The following is a 16,546-nucleotide window of genomic DNA, read 5'->3' on the forward strand; positions in this document are numbered from 1 at the left end:
TGGTCGTAAGCGAGACGGGCGCCTCGGTCGATCGCGTTACCCGAACAGCCACGCTGCGAGAATTGCGATGGCGGCGAGTCCCAGCAGCAGCCGGTTGTCGGACCGCCGCCGGGTTTCCGCCATGGCGTCGATCGACTGCGGAGAAAGATTGACGCCCTGATCCGCCATCTTTGAAATGCGCTCGATCGCGGTCTCCGCGTCGGCCAGAGTCTTCGGCAGATGCGTGGCGAGCTTGGCCAGCTCCATGACGCTCTTGCCGGCGTCTTCGAGTTTCCCCTTGGGCCCGAGATTTTCCTCGATCCAGCCGCGCACGACCGGGTCGCAGGTCTTCCAGATGTCGAGCTTGGGATCGAGCGTGCGGGCGACGCCTTCCGCGACGACCATGGTCTTTTGCAGGAGCACCAGCTCGGTGCGCGTGCGCATGTCGAACAGCGCCGTGACTTCGAAGAGCAGCGTCAAGAGCCGCGCCATGGAAATGTCGGAGGCGTTGACCGTATGCAGCGGCTCGCCGATGGCGCGCAGCGCCTGGGAGAATTCTTCGATCGAGTGTTTCGCCGGCACATAGCCGGCCTCGAAATGCACCTCCGCCACGCGGCGATAGTCGCGCACGATGAAGCCGTAGAGAATCTCGGCGAGAAAGCGCCGCTCCTTGACGCCGAGTCGGCCCATAATGCCGAAATCGATCGCGACGAGGCGGCCGGCTTTGTCGACGAAGAGATTACCCTGATGCATGTCGGCGTGAAAAAAGCCGTCGCGCATGGCGTGCCGCAGGAAGGATTGCAGCACATGGGCGCCGAGCGCCTTGAGGTCATGGCCTTCCGCCGCCACGCGCTCGAGATCGGAAAGCGGCGCGCCGTCGATCCATTCGAGCGTGAGCACTTCGCGCGCCGTGCGGTCCCAATCGACATGGGGCACGCGAATGTCGGGGTCCTTCTCGACATTCCCGGCGAATTCGGAAGCGGCGGCGGCTTCGAGACGAAAGTCCGTTTCGAGCTTCACCGTGCGCGCCAGCGTATCGACGACCTCGACCATGCGCAGGCGGCGGCCTTCGGAAGTCCAGCGTTCGGCGAGGCGCGCGACCATATACATGTCGCGCAGATCGCGCGCGAACTGGCCTTCGACGCCGGGGCGCAGCACCTTCACGGCGATTTTGCGCTCCTTGCCGTCATAGCGCGCGGTCGCCATGTGCACTTGCGCCACGGAGGCGGCGGCGACGGGCTCGCCGAAGCTCGTGAAAACCGCGCCGATGGGCTTGCCGAGCGATTTCTCGACGATTTCGACCGCCTTGGCGCGGCCGAAAGGCGCCATGCGGTCCTGCAAAGCGGTCAGCGCGTCGGCGATCTCGCCGCCCACGACGTCCGGACGCGTCGCGAGGAACTGGCCGAGCTTCACATAGGACGGGCCGATCTGCGACAGCGCGCGCACCAGCGCCGCGCCGGCGTTCTCGCCCTTGCCGATGGCGAAGAGATTGGCGAGCCGCACCAGAGGCGCGACGGCGGGAGGCAGCAGATTGAGATCGAGCGTCGTGAAGACGCCTTCGCGCGCCAGAATGTAACCGGCGCGCGCCAGTCGCAGAAAATTGCCGGTTTGCAGCAGCATTCGCGGCCTTAATATTTCCAGCCGGAATGGATCGCGACGACGCCGCCGGTGAGGCGCTCATAGCCCGTGCGGCGGAAGCCCGCCTTCCGGATCATGCGCTCGAATTCGTCGGCGGCCGGGAATTGCCGGATCGACTCGACGAGATAGCGATAGGGCTCGCCGTCGCCGGCCACGAGCTTGCCGACAGCCGGGATCACGTTGAAGGAATAGGCCTCATAGATCTTGTCGAGGCCCGGCACGTTCACCTGCGAGAACTCCAGGCACAGGAAGCGGCCGCCCGGCTTCAGGACGCGATGGGCCTCCTCGAGCCCGATCTGAATGCGCGGGACGTTGCGAATGCCAAAGGCGATCGTATAGGCGTCGAAATGATTGTCCGGAAAGGGCAGGGACTCGGCGTTGGCCTGCACGAATTCGAGCTTCTCGTCGATCCCTTTCTCGCGGGCGCGGTCGCGGCCGACCTCCAGCATGTCGCCATTGATGTCGAGCACGGTGATTTCGGCGTCGGGGCCGGACGCCTTGGCGATGCGGAAGGCGACGTCGCCCGTGCCGCCGGCGACGTCGAGATGCTTGAAGCCCTTGCGGTTGCGCGCGTTGACCTTGGCCGCGAAAGTGTCCTTCCAGAGCCGGTGGAGGCCGCCGGACATCAGGTCGTTCATCACGTCATAGCGGCGGGCGACCTTATGGAAGACGTCGTCCACGAGATGCTGCTTTTCGGACAGCGGCACCTCTGAATAGCCGAAATGGGTCGAGCCCTCTCGGTCGGAATGGGAATCGGTCATCTATCGCTCGCCTGACGTTTACGGACGGGGGAGGGTATAGCCGCTTGCGGGCGGGATGGCTATGGGCGGGCCTTTTCAGCGTTCATGGGCCAGCAGGGCGGCGCTGAAGGCAAGAAAATCATCAAGATGCTTTGTGATGACGGCGACGATGATCGGCAGGAGAAGAGCCTGGTCGTCGTGAACCGCAATGTTTCGAAATCCGACCATTTTTTCCAGCCGCTTGGCGAGGTCCGGCTCGATCCGCCCGGCCGTCGCGAGGAGCGCGAAGACGTCCCGGGCGCTTTGGGGGACGCCGAGGCGGTCGCGCCGAATGAGATGATGGCCCATGTCGAGCGCCGCCTCGCAGGCGCGCTGGATGTTAAGGGTCGCCGCGTCCTGGCGGGTGAAATCCGAGGCGAAGCTCTGCGGGTCCTTGGCGTATTCCTCGCGGGCGCGCGCGACGCAACGCTCGATCGACGCCGATTTGTTGACGATGACGTCATCGGCCATAGACGCGCCCCTCCCGAAGGATGTCGGCATAGAGGCCGGCGTTGCGCTCGTCGAGCGCCGTCTTCTCGCTGAGGATGAAAGCTTCGTAGAGGTTGGCGCCTGCGTCCCGCGCCCATAGGCGGCGGCCCCTTGTAACGACCTGATGCTGGAGCACGGTCGAGGCCGTCCGCAGATCGACCAGATCGACGTGACGATCGACGACGTTGGCGAGTTCGCAAGCGACGTCCCAGACGAAGACGGGCTCGAGCGGGCCGTCATTCAGGACGGCGAGGTCCACGTCGCTTTCCGGCCCCGCCTCGCCGCTCGCGACGCTGCCAAAGAGATAGATCGCCATCGCGTCGGGCAGGCGCTTGCGCAAATGGTCTATGAGCGCCGTTTCGTCGATCTTCATGCGCCTCTCGCGATTTGCTATGGCGTCTTATAGCGCGGCGCGCGGCGCCCGCGAAGCGCGGCCCCGGAGCGAGAATGCCCGAACTTCCCGAAGTCGAAACCGTCCGGCGCGGCCTTGCGCCCGTGCTGGCGGGCGGGCGCATCGTGCGGGTCGAGCAAAGGCGGGGCGATCTGCGCTTTCCCTTTCCGCCGGACTTCGCCGCGCGTCTGGCCGGGCGGCGCATTCTCGATCTGCGGCGGAGGGCGAAATATCTGCTGGCGGATCTCGACGGCTCTGAGACCCTCGTCATGCATCTCGGCATGTCGGGCTCCTTCCGCATCGATGGCGACGTTCAGGGCTTCTTTCATCATCCGCGCGACAAGAGCGCGGCGCACGACCATGTCGTCTTCCACATGGAGAGCGGCGCCCGCGTCACTTATAACGATCCCCGCCGTTTCGGCTTCATGCTGCTCGTCCCGACGAAAGAGCTTAACGCGCACAAGCTCTTCAAGGGCCTCGGCGTCGAGCCTTTGGGCGAGGCCCTCGACTCCGCCTTCCTCGCGCGCGCCTTCAAGGGCCGGGCCGCGCCCGCCAAGGCGCTGCTGCTCGACCAGCGGCTCATTGCGGGGCTGGGCAATATTTATGTCTGCGAGGCGCTGCATCGCTGCGGGATTTCGCCACTCAAGGCGGGCGGAAAGCTCGTGACTGTCGCCGGCAAGCCCTCCGCCGCTTTGGCGCGGCTGCCGGAGGCGATCAAGAAAGTGCTGGAGGAGGCGCTCGCCGCCGGCGGCTCGTCGCTGCGCGACCATCGGCAGGCGGATGGGTCGCTCGGTTATTTCCAGCATTCCTTCCGCGTCTATGACCGCGAGGGTGCGGCCTGCCCGACGCCGGGCTGCAAGGGGACGGTCGCGCGGGTGGCGCAGTCGGGACGGTCGACCTTCTTTTGCCCTGAGTGCCAGAAGTGATTTGCGGAACTTTTCTCTCCTTCATCCTGAGGAGGCCTCGTAGAGGCCGTCTCGAAGGACGAAAGAGAGAAAAGCGCTCTCTTGCGGCCTTCCTCGTCCTTCGAGACGCCGCAGGCGGCGGCTCCTCAGGATGAGGAAGGCCTCGCCAATGGGAGGCGCTGACCCTTGCCGGGACAGTGGGGAAACGCCATAAACACCGCATGTCCCCTTCCTCGCCCGAGCCGGCGCTCTCGGTTCACGGCCTCTCCAAGACCTATGGCGAGCGCAGCGTCGTCGGGCCGCTCGACTTCGCCCTTGCGCCCGGCACGGTCACGGGGCTGCTCGGCGGTAACGGCGCCGGCAAGACGACGACGATCGGCATGGTCATGGGGCTGATCGAGCCGACGGAGGGCTCGATCCGGGTCTTCGGCCGCGATCTCCTGCGCGACCGCTACGCCGTGCTCCACCGCATGAATTTCGAAAGCCCCTATGTCGATCTGCCGCACCGTCTCACCGTGCGGCAGAATCTGCGCGTCTTCGGCATGCTCTACGACGTCTCCGACATCGACGCGAAGATCGAGGAGCTGTCGCAGTCTCTCGCGCTCGGCGAATTCATCGACCGCCAGACCGGCCGGCTTTCGGCCGGACAGAAGACGCGCGTCGCCATCGCCAAGGCGCTGATCAACGATCCGCAGCTCTTATTGCTGGACGAGCCCACAGCCTCGCTCGATCCCGACACGGCGGACTGGGTGCGCGCGCGGCTCGAGGCGCACCGCGCCACGCATAATTGCGCGATCCTCCTCGCTTCCCACAATATGGGCGAAGTCGAGCGCCTGTGCGACCGCGTGCTGATGCTGAAGGAGGGCGTCGTCGCCGACGACGACTCTCCCGCCGATCTGCTGGCGCGCTACGGCCGCGCCAATCTGGAGGAGGTGTTTCTCGACGTCGCCCGCGGGCGTGCGGGAGCGGCGTCGTGAGCGGCTTCTCCTTCAGGCGCGTCGCCGCCATGCTTCTGCGCTACAGCTATCTGCTGCGCGCGACGTATACCCGCATTCTCGACATCATCTATTGGCCGCTCGTGCAGATGCTCACCTGGGGCTTTCTGCAGACCTATCTCGTGCAGGCGGGCGCGCTGCAGGCGCCGGGCGGCGCGGGGCAGGCGGCGGGCACGCTCATCGGCGCGATCCTCTTATGGGACATTCTGCTGCGCGGCCAGCAGGGCTTCTCCTTCTCCTTCATCGAGGAGATGTGGTCGCGCAATCTGCCGAACATTCTCATGAGTCCGCTGCGGCCGGCGGAGTTCGTCGTTTCGCTCATCCTGATGAGCCTGATCCGCCTGGCCCTCGGCGTTCTGCCGGTGACGCTTTTCGCCATCCTCTTCTTCGGCTTCAATCTCTGGGCGCTCGGCGTCGCCTTCGGCGCTTTCTTCGCCGTGCTGATGTTCTTCGCCTGGAGCATCGGGCTCTTTGTCTCCGGGCTGCTGCTGCGGCTGGGGCTGGGCGCCGAAAATCTCGTCTGGTCGATCATGTTCGTCGTGCAGCCGCTCGGCGCGGTCTATTACCCGGTCTCGACCCTGCCGCATTGGCTTCAGCCCATCTCCTGGTCGCTGCCTCCGACCTATGTGTTCGAAGGGCTGCGCGCCGCGCTGATCGATCACGTCATTCGCTGGGACCTGCTGGCGCAGGGCTTCGCCATCGACGTCTTTCTCTTCGCCGCCGCCTGCGTCGCATTCGGACAATTGCTGCAAAGCGCGCGGCGCGCCGGCACGCTGTTGCAGACGGGCGAGTGATGGCGGGCAAGCGCGCCGACGCGGCGCTGTGCGAATGGGGCTTTTTCGAGAGCCGCGCCAAGGCGCGCGAGGCGATCGAAGCGGGCCTCGTGACGGTCGACGGGCGCGTCGTGACGAAGCCTTCGACTCCGATCGCCGAAGGCGCGCAGATCGTCGCTTGCGCGCCTTACCCCTGGGTGTCGCGCGGCGGCGTCAAGCTCGCGCACGCCTTGGATGCGTTTGGCGTCGATCCGGCCGATCGCTTCTGTCTCGATATCGGCTCCTCCACGGGCGGCTTCACTGACGTGCTGCTCTCGCGCGGCGCGCGTCATGTCGTTGCGGTCGATGTGGGCCATGATCAATTGCACGAGAAATTGCGCGGCGACGCGCGGGTGACGTCGATGGAGGGACAGGACGCCCGCACATTGACGCGAGCGCAGCTCGCCGAAGCGCCGGCGCTGATCGTGATGGACGCAAGCTTCATCTCGCTTTCGGCGCTGCTGCCGAACGTCGTCGCGCTCGCCGGACCGCAAGCCGAAATCGTCGCGCTCATCAAGCCGCAATTCGAAGCGGGCCGCGGGGCGGCGAAGAAAGGCGTCGTGCGCGACGAAAGGATTCACGCCGGCGCCTGCGACAAGGCGCGCCGCGACCTCGAAGCGCTCGGCTGGCGCGTAAAGGGCGTCGTCGCCTCGCCCATCGAAGGCGGCGACGGCAATCGTGAATTCCTCATCCATGCGGCGCGGCCATGAAGCGATTGACCATTGAACGCCTGGGCGCGCGCGGCGAGGGCGTTGCGCGAGACGGCGACAGACGCGTCTTCATTCCCTATGCGCTGCCGGGCGAGACGGTGACGGCGGAGGTCGCGGGCGATCAGGCGCGGCTCATCGAGATCGTCGAGCGCTCGCCCGAGCGGGTCGCCCCGATCTGCCCGCATTACGCCCATTGCGGCGGCTGCGCCGTGCAGGCGCTCGCGCCGCCCGCCTACGCCGAATGGAAGCGCGGCCTTGTCGTCGCCGCCTTGCGGAACGCGGGCCTCGCCATCGAGGTCGCGCCGCTCGTCGACGCGCATGGGGCCGGGCGCCGGCGCGTCACTTTCCATGCGCGCATGGACAGGGGACAGGCGCGCGTCGGCTTCATGGCGGCGCGCTCGCACGAGATCGTCGAGATCGAAGCGTGTCCCTTGCTCGCGCCCGAACTGGCGGGGGCCTTGCCGGCCGCGCGCGCCGTCGCGCAAATTCTTGCGGGGCGCGGCAAGCCCCTCGATCTCTCTTTCACCGCGACCCTCGACGGGCTGGATGTCGATCTGCGCGGGCCGGGGCCGCTGGAAGCGCACGAGACGGGCGCCCTGATCAAGGCGGCCGAGGCGCATGACCTCGCGCGGCTCTCCAATCACGGGCGTCTCGTGACGCTGCGCCGCGCGCCCTTCGTGGAGATCGGCCCGGCGCGCGTTCCGCTGCCGCCCGGCGGATTTCTTCAGGCGACCGAAGCGGGCGAGGCGGCGATCGCCGAGCGCGTGCTGGAGGCGGCGAAGGACGCGCGGCGCGTCGCCGATCTTTTCTGCGGCGCGGGCGCCTTCGCGCTGCGTCTCGCCGAGCGCGCGCGTGTGTCGGCCTTTGATTCCGCTTCGGAAGCGGTGGAGGCGATGCTCGCCGGCGCGCGCAACGCCTCCGGGCTCAAACCGCTCGACGGCGAGGCGCGCGATCTCTTCTCCCGTCCGCTTTCGGCGGCGGAGCTCAATCCTTTCGACGCGGTGGTTTTCGACCCGCCGCGCGCGGGCGCCATGGCTCAAGCGAAGGAAATCGCTCAGTCGACGGTCAGGACCGCGATCGCGGTATCTTGCAGTGCACAAAGTTTCGCGCGGGACGCCGCATTTTTACTCACTGGCGGGTTTAAGACGTCCCGCGTCGTCCCCGTCGACCAGTTCCGTCACTCGCCCCATGTGGAAATTGTCGCGGTTTTTTCTCGCGGAGATGGGCGTAAACGGCCAAAACGGGGTCTTCTAGGGTGAATCCCTTAATTTTTAGGTAACGTTCCTGTGACGAGAATGTCTCAATGGAGGGGAAACGGTTTGATTTGACAGGACCAAACAGCAAAGCCGGTTGCCGAACAAAAAAATCAGGCATAGGATTTGCTCGATGGTCCGGTGTAGGCGGAAATCAATGATTTCCGAAACTGGAAGGAGATGGTCATGATGAATGCGCTGATCGCCGCAGCATTGTGCAGTGTCGTCCTCGCAAGCGCGCCTTCTGCCGCGCGCGCTTACGTCTACGCCCGCAGGAAGGACGCCCGCGCCCACCGCCGCCGCAGCGGCTACTGAGGCCAGAGGGCTTATCGAAAGAGGGCGCTTTCTCTGTCTCAGAGCGCTTGGCTTGACGCGCCCGATCTCTGCGATCGCCTGAAGGCGATCGTCGGACCTTCCGCCGTGATGACCGACGCGGCGGCCATGGACGCGTATCTGTCCGAACCGCGCGACCTTTATCGCGGCCGCGCAATGTGCGTCGTCAGACCCAAAGGCGCGCGCGAAGTCGCCAGCGTCCTGGCGTTCTGCAGCGAACGCTCGATCCCGGTCGTCCCGCAAGGCGGCAATACCGGCCTCGTCGGCGGGCAGACGCCCGATTCGAGCGGCCGCCAGATCGTCCTTTCCCTGCAGCGATTGGATCGCGTTCGCGAGGTCGATCCGTCCTCCGACGCGATGACTCTGGAGGCGGGCGTGACGCTCCTCCGGGCGCAGGAGATCGCGCAATCGGTCGACCGTTATTTCCCGCTGTCGCTCGCATCCGAAGGCAGTTGCACCATTGGCGGCAATCTCGCGACCAATGCCGGCGGCGTGCACGTTCTCGCCTATGGGGCGGCGCGCGATCTGGCGCTGGGCGTGGAAGTCGCGCTGGCCGACGGCCGGCTCCTCTCGACGCTCGGCAAGTTGCGCAAGGACAATACGGGCTACAATCTCACCCAGCTTTTCGTCGGTTCGGAGGGAACGCTCGGAATCATCACCGCCGCGACATTGAAGCTTTTTCCGCGGCCGCGTTCGCGCGCCGTGGCGTTGCTCGGTCTGCGCGATCCCGCGCAGGCCCTGGCGCTGCTCAATTTCGTAAAGGACCATGCGGGGCCGGGGCTTCAGGCCTTCGAGCTCATGCCGCGCATCGGGCTCGAACTCGTGCTGCGTCATATCCCCGGCGCGCGCGATCCACTCGGCGCGGTTCATCCCTGGTATGCGCTTGTCGAAATCGCCGGCTTTGCGGAAGGAGAGGCTGAACGCGTCGCGAGCGCGACGCTTTCGCAGGCGATCGACGGCGGCTTCGCGCGCGACGCCGCCATGGCCCATTCGCTGGATCAGGCCGAGAGCCTCTGGCGTCTGCGCGAAAATCTGTCGGAGGCGCAAAAGCGCGAAGGCGGCTCGATCAAACACGACATTTCCGTGCCGATCGAACGTATTCCGGCCTTCATCGCCGAGGCGGGCGCGCGGATCGCGGCGCGTTTTCCCAATGCGCGGCCCGTGCCTTTCGGCCATATGGGCGACGGCAATCTGCACTACAACGTCTCGCAGCCCATCGGTGGAGACAAGACGGCCTTCCTCGCGCGCTGGGACGAGATGAACGAAATCGTTCACGGGCTCGTGCATGACTATGGCGGTTCAATTTCGGCGGAGCATGGCGTCGGCCAGTTGAAGCGCGATCTCCTTCCTCGCGTGAAGGATCAAACCGCGCTCGACGTGATGCGCGCCTTGAAGACGACGCTCGACCCGAAGGGCGTGCTCAATCCCGGCAAGCTGCTATAGCTCGCTTATCGTGCGTGCGCGCACAGTCGAGCGGGGCGCTGACGTTCATCCTGCGCATAAGCCGGGTAAGCCGCCCGTTTCGTCGGTCCTTTGCAATAGGTGTGGCGATGTTTCGCAGATTGTTGCTGGCTGGCGCGACTGTCGCTCTCACCGCTCCGGCCGTCGCCGCGGGGTCGGGCAATCCGTTTCTGGAGCGTCTCGTGGGCGGCCTCGACAGACGCGAAAAATCCTTCGCCTGTTTCAGTCGCCAATATGACGACGCGCATCTCGCCGCGCATCCGGAGCAGAAGGTCGCTTATATGAAGATGCTGGTGAAAGCCTATTATAACGAGGCTTTCCCACCTTCCGCGCCCGGCTCCTACGCCTATCAGGTCAGCCTGGCCTTCAGGCTCAAGGACCGCCCGGAGACCCTGACCCAGGTCGCGGAATGCGGCGGCCGGAAAGACTCGCGCATACGCGGCGCCTATTGCGCGGGACCCGGGGACAAGGGCGCGCATCTCACGCTCGACGGCAAAGACGCCATCGTCATCGCCATACGCGGCGGCGCGGATCTCTGGGCGCCGGGGCCGATCGACCAGCGGCACGATACCGTCAAGAACCCGTTCGGTTCGGACGACAAAGCCTTCCGACTCATGCGCGCCGGGCTGAAGGAATGCGAGGATCTGGCGTTTGACGCCGACAAGCCTTTGCGCGCGCGCGAGCCGCGATAGGCGCGTCGCGCCTTCATTGTCCGGCGGTCAGGAAAAAAGCGTCGGCGCGAGCGGCTCCTGCAATTGCGGGCCGTCGCTCGCCACTTTGTTCACGAGGGGGCTGATCTCGAAGAATTCCAGCGTTTTTTCGCCCGCGGGTTTCAGCAGCCTCGCAGCTTCGGCGTCGTTGACGTCGTCGCAATCGAGCCATTCGGCGAAAAATTCGGGCTCGACGATCGCAGGCATCCGGTCATGCACCGCGACTGTCGCGGCGTTGGCCCCGGTCGTCAGGATGCAGGCCGTGTCGATCTCGGAGCCGTCCGCCCCGGCATAGGTCTCCCACAGGCCGGCGAAGCCCATCGGGGCGCGGTCGGCGCGGCGGAACAGATGGGGCCTTTTCTCGATCTTGCGTCCCGCGCCGCCGAGCGTCAGCCATTCATAATAGGCGTCGGCGGGCACGAGGCAGCGCCGCCGCTTCATGGCGTTTCGGAAACTCGCCTTTTCCAGGACCGTTTCGGATCTTGCATTGATGATCAGGGGAAAGTCGCGCGTGTCCTTCACGAAGCCGGGAAGGAACCCCCAACGCGCCAGCATGAACCGCCTCGGCCCGCGGGCGCCGCGCGCGGCGACGACGATCGGGATGGGCTGGGTCGGCGCGATATTGTAGCGTGGCGGAAAATTCGGCGCTTCGGGATAGTCGAAAAGCTTGCGAATGACGTCGGGCGCCGAAGTCAGCGAGTAACGTCCGCACATTCGTCTCTTCCTTTTCCGCTCCAGGGTTAAATTCCGCTCCAGGGTTAAAAATCGCGCCCCCGGCGCCAGGGCGCCCGAAACGAGAAGCTTACCGCCCTGCTCGCGGCAATGGTTTGTTATCGGATTCCGTTCAAGCTCATTTTGAGTGCATGGGCGAGACCCTCAATGACATCCGATGTGCAACTTATAGAGCCGAGCGAGAGTCGCCAGAAGGCCGTCGAGGAGTTGCAGTCTAAAACCCTCGTCAATCCCGTTTCGGGTCTGGCAAATGATTATCTAAATCTTTTCAATGAACTCGTCATGATGCTCGAGCAAATTCCGCAGATGCCGGAGCTGCTGGAGGACCTCTGCGCCTGGCGGCCGGTCAGCTACCAGGAATATTTCCGTAAATCTGCGCTGCCCGGCCGGCATTCCGCGCTCGCCGCCTATGAGCAGCTCAGCCCGTCCTTTCGCCGCCGATTCGAGACGTTCGTCGCCGAACTCGACGTTATCGCGCTGGCGAGCGTCGCTTCCGTCCGCCGGCAATTCCGCGACGGCGCGCCGCAGGATATGGAGCGGGTCGCGGCGACCTGCGCCCGCGCGGGCGAGAAGATGCGCATCATCCTGATCCGCGCCTCGCGGCTGGTGAACTACTCGAATATAGACGGCTGACGCGCTTATCTGGCGCGCGCGAAGAAGGCGGCGAGCCGTTCGCGCGTGGCGGGCGACGACAGGGCCTGCGCAAAAAGCGCCGCCTCCGCGTCGATCCGGGCGAGAATCTCCTTTGGATCGCCGCGCAACAGGCGCCGGGACGCCGACAAAGCGGCGGCAGGCTTCGCCGCGAGCCTTTGCGCGGCGTCCATCGCCATCGGCAAGACCGCTTCGGCCGGCGCGAGCGCGTTGACGAGCCCGTAGGCCTGCGCCTCTTCGCCGCTAAAAGCTTCCCCGAGCAGGAGAAATTGCGACGCTCGCGCCATGCCGAGACGTTGCGGGACAAGAAGGCTCGCGCCGGCCTCCGGCACGAGGCCGAGATCTATGAAGGGCATGCGCAGCCGGGCGTCGGGACTGGCGTAGACGAGGTCGCAATGAAAAAGCATGGTCGCGCCGACGCCCACTGCGTCTCCGGCGACAGCCGCGACCATCGGCTTTTCGAACGCCGCGACCGTGCGCACGAACGTCAGCGCGGGAAATTCCTCGAGACGGCCGAAAAAATCCTGGAAATCAGCAAGATCATTGCCGGCGGAAAAGTCGGCGCCAGCGCCGGCGAAGACGACCGCACGCACCGAGTCGTCGTCCCGCGCCGAGAGTAGCGCCTCGATCATGCCGCGATAGGCGTCGCGATCGAACGCGTTCTTTTTCTCCGGCCGATTGAAAAGGAGTCGCAAAACGCCGTTTTCACGGGAGATCAACACTTTCTCGGACATAGCCGTCTCCTCGCGCCGTCAGCCGGCATGATGCAACCCCCTGGGGTCCAGCGCATTCCCTCATTTAGGGGCCGGCTGTTTCTTCCTCCTCACAGGCGGCTTTGGCGATAAGCGTTTCGAGGCCCCGGACTCGTCCGGCTCGGTGGCGCTCGTCGCCGTGAAGTCGATGCCCTCCGGGGCGATCTTCGCCTGCGCCGGGCCGCGCTGAGTCACGATATGGGGCAGGCTGGCGGCGGGGCGCGTCAGGCCGGCGACGGGAATCTCGGCCGGGGCGAGAGCCGCCGGGAGCTGGCCGGCGCCGCGATGCGCCTGCACCGCCAGAACCGGGGCCGCCAGCAGGGCCAAAGCGCCGAAAACCCGCTTGCTCCGTCTGGCCTGGAAAGCGCGGGCGCGCGCGAGAAAAACGAGATCCGAGGGTTTTCCGGCCGCCGCCGCGGCGGCGGCGTCCCGGCTCTGCTTGGTTTGAAAATCCGGAGAAATAAGAAATTTCCGCACGACGGCGCCCCTTACCGAAAACTCAACAATTCACTGAAACTTTCTACGATCCGACGGTTAACGGTCGTTTACCGGAGATCGGACGAGGCGGCGAATAGTCCCGGTACAACAAAAAAGTTGAAATATTTTAGTGATTTGGAATATTACGCCAGACCATCCGCTTTCATTGCCGCGGTAAAGCGGGTAGCGTGGCGCCGTCAGGCGGCGGTCTTTGGGCGATCACGGCGGCGGAGAATGAGCGGGTTCACTTCTTGGTTCTTCGGCGATCCGGCGCAGCGCACGCAGAGTTTCCTGCGCGCGCAGGAGCAGCGCCTGATCCAGCGGCTCATCCTTCGCGCGCCCGACCATATCGAGCCGGCGCAACTGTCCGGCCTCGGCGCGCTGGGCGCGATCGTCGCCGCGGCGGCGTTGATTGCGGCGCATAGCTGGCCGGCGGCGATATGGATCATTCCGCCCGCCATCGCCGTGAACTGGTATGGCCTTTCCCTCGATTTGCCGCTCGCGCGCAGCCGGGGGCACGAGGCGGCGGCCGACGGCATGGCCCATCACCTCTGCGAAATTTTTTCGCAACTGGCCGTGCTGCTCGCTTACGGCTTTTCTCCCTTCCTCACGCTGCGGTCCGCGACGATCGTCCTTGTCTGCTATCTGCTGTTTTCCGCCTACGCCTATATCCGGGCGGCGACCCGGCATGTGGAGCAGATGGCCTATATCGGCATCGGCGTGACGGAATTCAGAATCCTGCTGATGCTCTGGCCCTTCGCCGCCATTCTTCTCGGCGTGCCCGAGAGCCTGGGCGACCGCCTTCCGGCCATCGATGTGGCCATCATGTCCTTGGCGGGCCTCACCATGGCGGGCCTGATCGCGAAGCTTTTTCTCGACAGCAGGAAGATTACGGCGGCGTCCGGGCCGGAGGAATAATTTTGCCGCAATACGGGCGCAACCTTCGCCGGTTTTAAGCGAAATCAACGCGTTAACCTTCAGGCAACCGTCATTTCGGAATTAGGCTAGGCGTTAATAAACCTTAACAATTAGCTGTGACATAACGGCCACATCGGGGTGTAATTGTGCGGGTCCAGGTTCTTCCATCGCGCCAACTCGTTGGATCATCTGATCGCCGTCTGTTACGTCTGAGTTCCTATGTTCTGGGTGTCCTGCGGCGTTTTGGAGCGGCTTTGAAACCTTCGTTCCCCAATCTTGCTAAAGGTTTAGCCATAGTGTCGGCCGTAAGCGCGCTGGCCGGCTGCGGTTTGACGCCGGCGAGCGGCCCGTCGCGCGACGAGATGGTCCAAAGCGTTTATTCGCCCCCAGGCGAAGGCGAGGAGCCTTTCGCCTGGGTCGAAATCAACGCGCGCTCGCTCGATATTCTCGCGCGGCGCGCGCCGCCGACGTTGCGCGGCTTTTTCGGCGACTATCGGCCTTCGGCCTCGCCGGTCATCGGGGTCGGCGACGCGGTCCAGGTGACCGTTTGGGAGGCGGCGGCGGGTGGTCTTTTCTCGTCGAGCGACGCCAATAATCTCAATCCGGGGTCGCGCTCCTCCCTCATCCCCGTGCAGACGGTCGGGCGCGACGGATCGATCACGGTGCCCTATGCCGGGCGCGTCCAGGTCGCCGGCCGCACCCAGCAGCAGGTCGAGGCGGCGATTATCGAGCGGCTGCGCGGCAAGGCGATCGAGCCGCAGGCGCTGGTCAATGTCGCCAGCAATGTCAGCAATACGGTCACCGTCACCGGCGAGGTCGCCAATGGCGCCCGCGTGCCGCTGACCCTGCGCGGCGACCGCATTCTCGACGTCATCGCCGGGGCCGGCGGTTACCGCTCCCCGGTGCATGAAACCTTCATCAGCATCACGCGCGGCAATCGGACGGCGCGGGCCCCCCTGCAGGCGCTCCTGACCAATCCGAGCGAAAACATCTTCGTCCGGGCGGGCGACATTCTCACCGTCGAGAGCCGGCCGCAGACCTTCACGGTCGCCGGCGCGACCGGCGCCAATGCGGTCATCCCCTTCGACGCGCGCGGCATCACGCTCGAGGAAGCCATCGGCAAATCCGGGGGCCTCAACGACATGCGCGCGGATCCGAACGGTCTTTTCGTGCTGCGATACGAGCCGACGTCTCTCGTTCGGGAGTTCCCGAACGTGTCGCCGAGTCTCGTGCAGTATCAGCAGATACCGGTTGCCTACCATTTGAACATGAAGGACCCCTCAGCGCTTTTCGCAGCGCGGCGTTTCGCTATCCGAGACAAGGACATAATCTATGTCTCGAACGCGCCGCTCGCGGAAATCGGCAAGGTGGTGCAGCTCGTGCAAATGGTGGCGCAGCCTGCGGTCCAAGGATTTGCGGTGTCGCGTATCGGGCACTGACGCCCGATCATGCTGCAAGGCAAAAAAGATTATCCGGTCTAGGATAAAATCCTTGACCGTGGGGATGGCGAGAGAGACAATAGAGCGTCTCGATCATAAGCTATCGTTACGCATCGCGCCTCAAAGCACCGTGTTTTTGAGTCGCTGACCGGCGGTTTCGCACGGATTGAATTTCGAAGCGTTGTTCCAGGAGGGCGTCGTGGCCAACGTCAGAATTAATGATAGTGTGCTAGCGCTTTCAGAGCGCGCGGCTCTCGCATGGCTCGTCAGGCGCGTGCCTCCCGCCGTTACGCCCGATCATCTCACCTCGCTCGGCCTCGCAGGCGCTCTTTTCACCGCCTCCGGTTTCATCTGCTGCTGGTGGTCGAACTGGTTCCTCCTCGCCGTCGTCTTCGGCCTCTTTCTCAACTGGATCGGCGATTCTCTAGATGGGACGCTCGCCCGTTACCGCAAGATCGAGCGGGCGCATTACGGTTATTTCATCGATCACTCGGCGGACCTGATCGCTCAAACCCTGATCGTCGTCGGGCTCGGCTTCTCGCCCTTCTTCACGATTCCGTCGGCGCTGCTCGTGCTGTCGCTCTATCTTCTGATGAGCTCCTACACCTATTTGCGCGTCGTCACCGAGAGCGTTCACCGCCTTTCCTATGGCGGCATGGGCGCCACCGAATTCCGTATTCTGGTCGCTTCCTGGGCCCTCTTCGCCGCTTGGGTGGGCCCCGCTATCGCGACGGGCCGAATCTTCTCCTTCCTCGGTCTCGACGTCGTCATCGGCGTCCTTTCCGCCTGCACCTTCTTTGGGTTCGTGTGGATCGTCCGCAACGATCTGACCCGTCTCCAGCGCGAAGAGCGAATCGCGCTGAGAAAAAAGGCCAGAGCCGCGGAGCGCGCTGGTCGTCAGGACGCTTTGTTCGAGCTCCCCACGACCGATCTGGCGGAGCAGATTGCGCAATAAAGATTTGTTTTCCTTAAGGCTATCAGGCAAAATTTCAGCGGGAATCCATATTTTATCGACCACCCCCGCAAGGCTACGCTCGCAACGTCCCACGATAGAAGTTACAACAGCCAAAAGCGTGGGTTGTGCTGTATCTAAAGCGCCCTGCCGCATTTTTCCGGTTTCCG

19 protein-coding genes are annotated in these 16,546 nt (G+C 64.7%); 12 read left to right on the plus strand and 7 right to left on the minus strand.

The features are described from left to right. Positions 1–36: 36 nt before the first annotated feature. The 4 genes from ubiB to mntA all read right to left on the minus strand — a co-directional run bounded on the left by ubiB (position 37) and on the right by mntA (position 3,258). Positions 37–1,599, minus strand: coding sequence for a 2-polyprenylphenol 6-hydroxylase (ubiB, locus tag MMG94_RS16400; RefSeq protein WP_016920623.1), 1,563 nt, complete (start codon positions 1,597–1,599; stop codon positions 37–39). 8 nt (positions 1,600–1,607) lie between these two features. After that, positions 1,608–2,378, minus strand: a complete 771-nt coding sequence (gene ubiE, locus MMG94_RS16405) for a bifunctional demethylmenaquinone methyltransferase/2-methoxy-6-polyprenyl-1,4-benzoquinol methylase UbiE (protein WP_016920622.1) — start codon at positions 2,376–2,378, stop codon at positions 1,608–1,610. Positions 2,379–2,453: 75 nt separating this feature from the next. Next, positions 2,454–2,867 carry a type VII toxin-antitoxin system HepT family RNase toxin gene (hepT, locus tag MMG94_RS16410; RefSeq protein ID WP_016920621.1) on the minus strand — a complete coding sequence of 138 codons (414 nt, stop codon included), beginning with the start codon at positions 2,865–2,867 and terminating at the stop codon, positions 2,454–2,456. Continuing rightward, on the minus strand, positions 2,857–3,258 hold the full coding sequence (mntA, locus tag MMG94_RS16415; RefSeq protein WP_016920620.1) for a type VII toxin-antitoxin system MntA family adenylyltransferase antitoxin: 402 nt from the start codon (positions 3,256–3,258) through the stop codon (positions 2,857–2,859). Before mntA ends, hepT begins: the two co-directional genes overlap by 11 nt. 74 nt (positions 3,259–3,332) lie before the next feature. Between mntA and mutM the strand changes: the two genes are divergently transcribed. The 8 genes from mutM to MMG94_RS16455 all read left to right on the plus strand — a co-directional run bounded on the left by mutM (position 3,333) and on the right by MMG94_RS16455 (position 10,437). Then, positions 3,333–4,202 (plus strand): bifunctional DNA-formamidopyrimidine glycosylase/DNA-(apurinic or apyrimidinic site) lyase, encoded by an 870-nt coding sequence (gene mutM / locus MMG94_RS16420; RefSeq protein WP_016920619.1) that lies wholly within the window; start codon positions 3,333–3,335, stop codon positions 4,200–4,202. Positions 4,203–4,402: 200 nt separating this feature from the next. Beyond that, entirely contained in the window at positions 4,403–5,158 is a 756-nt protein-coding gene (locus MMG94_RS16425; protein WP_016920618.1) for an ABC transporter ATP-binding protein, read from the plus strand. Positions 5,159–5,187: 29 nt separating this feature from the next. After that, positions 5,188–5,970, plus strand: a complete 783-nt coding sequence (locus MMG94_RS16430; protein WP_081495674.1) for an ABC transporter permease — start codon at positions 5,188–5,190, stop codon at positions 5,968–5,970. Then, positions 5,970–6,698 carry a TlyA family RNA methyltransferase gene (locus tag MMG94_RS16435; protein WP_016920616.1) on the plus strand — a complete coding sequence of 243 codons (729 nt, stop codon included), beginning with the start codon at positions 5,970–5,972 and terminating at the stop codon, positions 6,696–6,698. The genes MMG94_RS16430 and MMG94_RS16435 overlap by 1 nt, the downstream gene beginning before the upstream one ends. Beyond that, positions 6,695–7,957: a class I SAM-dependent RNA methyltransferase gene (locus MMG94_RS16440; protein WP_016920615.1), complete on the plus strand. Its 1,263-nt coding sequence runs from the start codon at positions 6,695–6,697 to the stop codon at positions 7,955–7,957. The genes MMG94_RS16435 and MMG94_RS16440 overlap by 4 nt, the downstream gene beginning before the upstream one ends. Before the next feature lie 180 nt (positions 7,958–8,137). Next, entirely contained in the window at positions 8,138–8,266 is a 129-nt protein-coding gene (locus MMG94_RS16445; protein ID WP_270109870.1) for a hypothetical protein, read from the plus strand. Between the two features lie 108 nt (positions 8,267–8,374). Then, a complete protein-coding gene (locus tag MMG94_RS16450) occupies positions 8,375–9,727 on the plus strand; it encodes an FAD-binding oxidoreductase (RefSeq protein ID WP_016920613.1) in 1,353 nt (450 codons plus the stop codon). Between the two features lie 107 nt (positions 9,728–9,834). Beyond that, a complete protein-coding gene (locus tag MMG94_RS16455) occupies positions 9,835–10,437 on the plus strand; it encodes a hypothetical protein (protein ID WP_016920612.1) in 603 nt (200 codons plus the stop codon). Positions 10,438–10,464: 27 nt separating this feature from the next. On the opposite strand, the gene MMG94_RS16460 is transcribed toward MMG94_RS16455, so the two are convergent. Beyond that, positions 10,465–11,169 carry an SOS response-associated peptidase gene (locus MMG94_RS16460; RefSeq protein WP_016920611.1) on the minus strand — a complete coding sequence of 235 codons (705 nt, stop codon included), beginning with the start codon at positions 11,167–11,169 and terminating at the stop codon, positions 10,465–10,467. Between the two features lie 165 nt (positions 11,170–11,334). Between MMG94_RS16460 and MMG94_RS16465 the strand changes: the two genes are divergently transcribed. After that, positions 11,335–11,820 (plus strand): hypothetical protein, encoded by a 486-nt coding sequence (locus MMG94_RS16465; protein WP_016920610.1) that lies wholly within the window; start codon positions 11,335–11,337, stop codon positions 11,818–11,820. 5 nt (positions 11,821–11,825) lie between these two features. On the opposite strand, the gene MMG94_RS16470 is transcribed toward MMG94_RS16465, so the two are convergent. Both MMG94_RS16470 and MMG94_RS16475 read right to left on the minus strand, forming a co-directional pair. Further along, positions 11,826–12,572, minus strand: coding sequence for an enoyl-CoA hydratase-related protein (locus MMG94_RS16470; protein ID WP_016920609.1), 747 nt, complete (start codon positions 12,570–12,572; stop codon positions 11,826–11,828). A gap of 60 nt (positions 12,573–12,632) precedes the next feature. Then, on the minus strand, positions 12,633–13,067 hold the full coding sequence (locus MMG94_RS16475) for a hypothetical protein (protein WP_016920608.1): 435 nt from the start codon (positions 13,065–13,067) through the stop codon (positions 12,633–12,635). Between the two features lie 234 nt (positions 13,068–13,301). Here MMG94_RS16475 and MMG94_RS16480 point away from each other — a divergent pair, with 234 nt between their 5' ends. The 3 genes from MMG94_RS16480 (at position 13,302) to MMG94_RS16490 (ending at position 16,379) form a co-directional block, all read left to right on the plus strand. Continuing rightward, positions 13,302–13,985 carry a CDP-alcohol phosphatidyltransferase family protein gene (locus tag MMG94_RS16480; RefSeq protein ID WP_016920607.1) on the plus strand — a complete coding sequence of 228 codons (684 nt, stop codon included), beginning with the start codon at positions 13,302–13,304 and terminating at the stop codon, positions 13,983–13,985. 296 nt (positions 13,986–14,281) lie between these two features. Continuing rightward, on the plus strand, positions 14,282–15,424 hold the full coding sequence (locus MMG94_RS16485; RefSeq protein ID WP_244415404.1) for a polysaccharide biosynthesis/export family protein: 1,143 nt from the start codon (positions 14,282–14,284) through the stop codon (positions 15,422–15,424). A 274-nt stretch (positions 15,425–15,698) separates the two neighbouring features. Then, positions 15,699–16,379: a CDP-alcohol phosphatidyltransferase family protein gene (locus tag MMG94_RS16490; RefSeq protein ID WP_244415402.1), complete on the plus strand. Its 681-nt coding sequence runs from the start codon at positions 15,699–15,701 to the stop codon at positions 16,377–16,379. The last annotated feature ends 167 nt before the right edge of the window (positions 16,380–16,546 follow it).

This window comes from Methylocystis parvus OBBP, from assembly GCF_027571405.1.
Lineage (GTDB): Bacteria > Pseudomonadota > Alphaproteobacteria > Rhizobiales > Beijerinckiaceae > Methylocystis > Methylocystis parva.

Coding starts and splice junctions, on each gene's coding strand:
- MMG94_RS16450 (WP_016920613.1), top strand. CDS start 8,375: ATGACCGACGCGGCGGCCATGGACGCGTATCTGTCCGAACCGCGCGAC.
- MMG94_RS16465 (WP_016920610.1), top strand. CDS start 11,335: ATGACATCCGATGTGCAACTTATAGAGCCGAGCGAGAGTCGCCAGAAG.
- MMG94_RS16460 (WP_016920611.1), bottom strand. CDS start 11,169: ATGTGCGGACGTTACTCGCTGACTTCGGCGCCCGACGTCATTCGCAAG.
- MMG94_RS16480 (WP_016920607.1), top strand. CDS start 13,302: ATGAGCGGGTTCACTTCTTGGTTCTTCGGCGATCCGGCGCAGCGCACG.
- mutM (WP_016920619.1), top strand. CDS start 3,333: ATGCCCGAACTTCCCGAAGTCGAAACCGTCCGGCGCGGCCTTGCGCCC.
- MMG94_RS16435 (WP_016920616.1), top strand. CDS start 5,970: ATGGCGGGCAAGCGCGCCGACGCGGCGCTGTGCGAATGGGGCTTTTTC.
- MMG94_RS16445 (WP_270109870.1), top strand. CDS start 8,138: ATGATGAATGCGCTGATCGCCGCAGCATTGTGCAGTGTCGTCCTCGCA.
- hepT (WP_016920621.1), bottom strand. CDS start 2,867: ATGGCCGATGACGTCATCGTCAACAAATCGGCGTCGATCGAGCGTTGC.
- mntA (WP_016920620.1), bottom strand. CDS start 3,258: ATGAAGATCGACGAAACGGCGCTCATAGACCATTTGCGCAAGCGCCTG.
- MMG94_RS16440 (WP_016920615.1), top strand. CDS start 6,695: ATGAAGCGATTGACCATTGAACGCCTGGGCGCGCGCGGCGAGGGCGTT.
- MMG94_RS16470 (WP_016920609.1), bottom strand. CDS start 12,572: ATGTCCGAGAAAGTGTTGATCTCCCGTGAAAACGGCGTTTTGCGACTC.
- MMG94_RS16455 (WP_016920612.1), top strand. CDS start 9,835: ATGTTTCGCAGATTGTTGCTGGCTGGCGCGACTGTCGCTCTCACCGCT.
- MMG94_RS16430 (WP_081495674.1), top strand. CDS start 5,188: ATGCTTCTGCGCTACAGCTATCTGCTGCGCGCGACGTATACCCGCATT.
- MMG94_RS16425 (WP_016920618.1), top strand. CDS start 4,403: ATGTCCCCTTCCTCGCCCGAGCCGGCGCTCTCGGTTCACGGCCTCTCC.
- ubiB (WP_016920623.1), bottom strand. CDS start 1,599: ATGCTGCTGCAAACCGGCAATTTTCTGCGACTGGCGCGCGCCGGTTAC.
- ubiE (WP_016920622.1), bottom strand. CDS start 2,378: ATGACCGATTCCCATTCCGACCGAGAGGGCTCGACCCATTTCGGCTAT.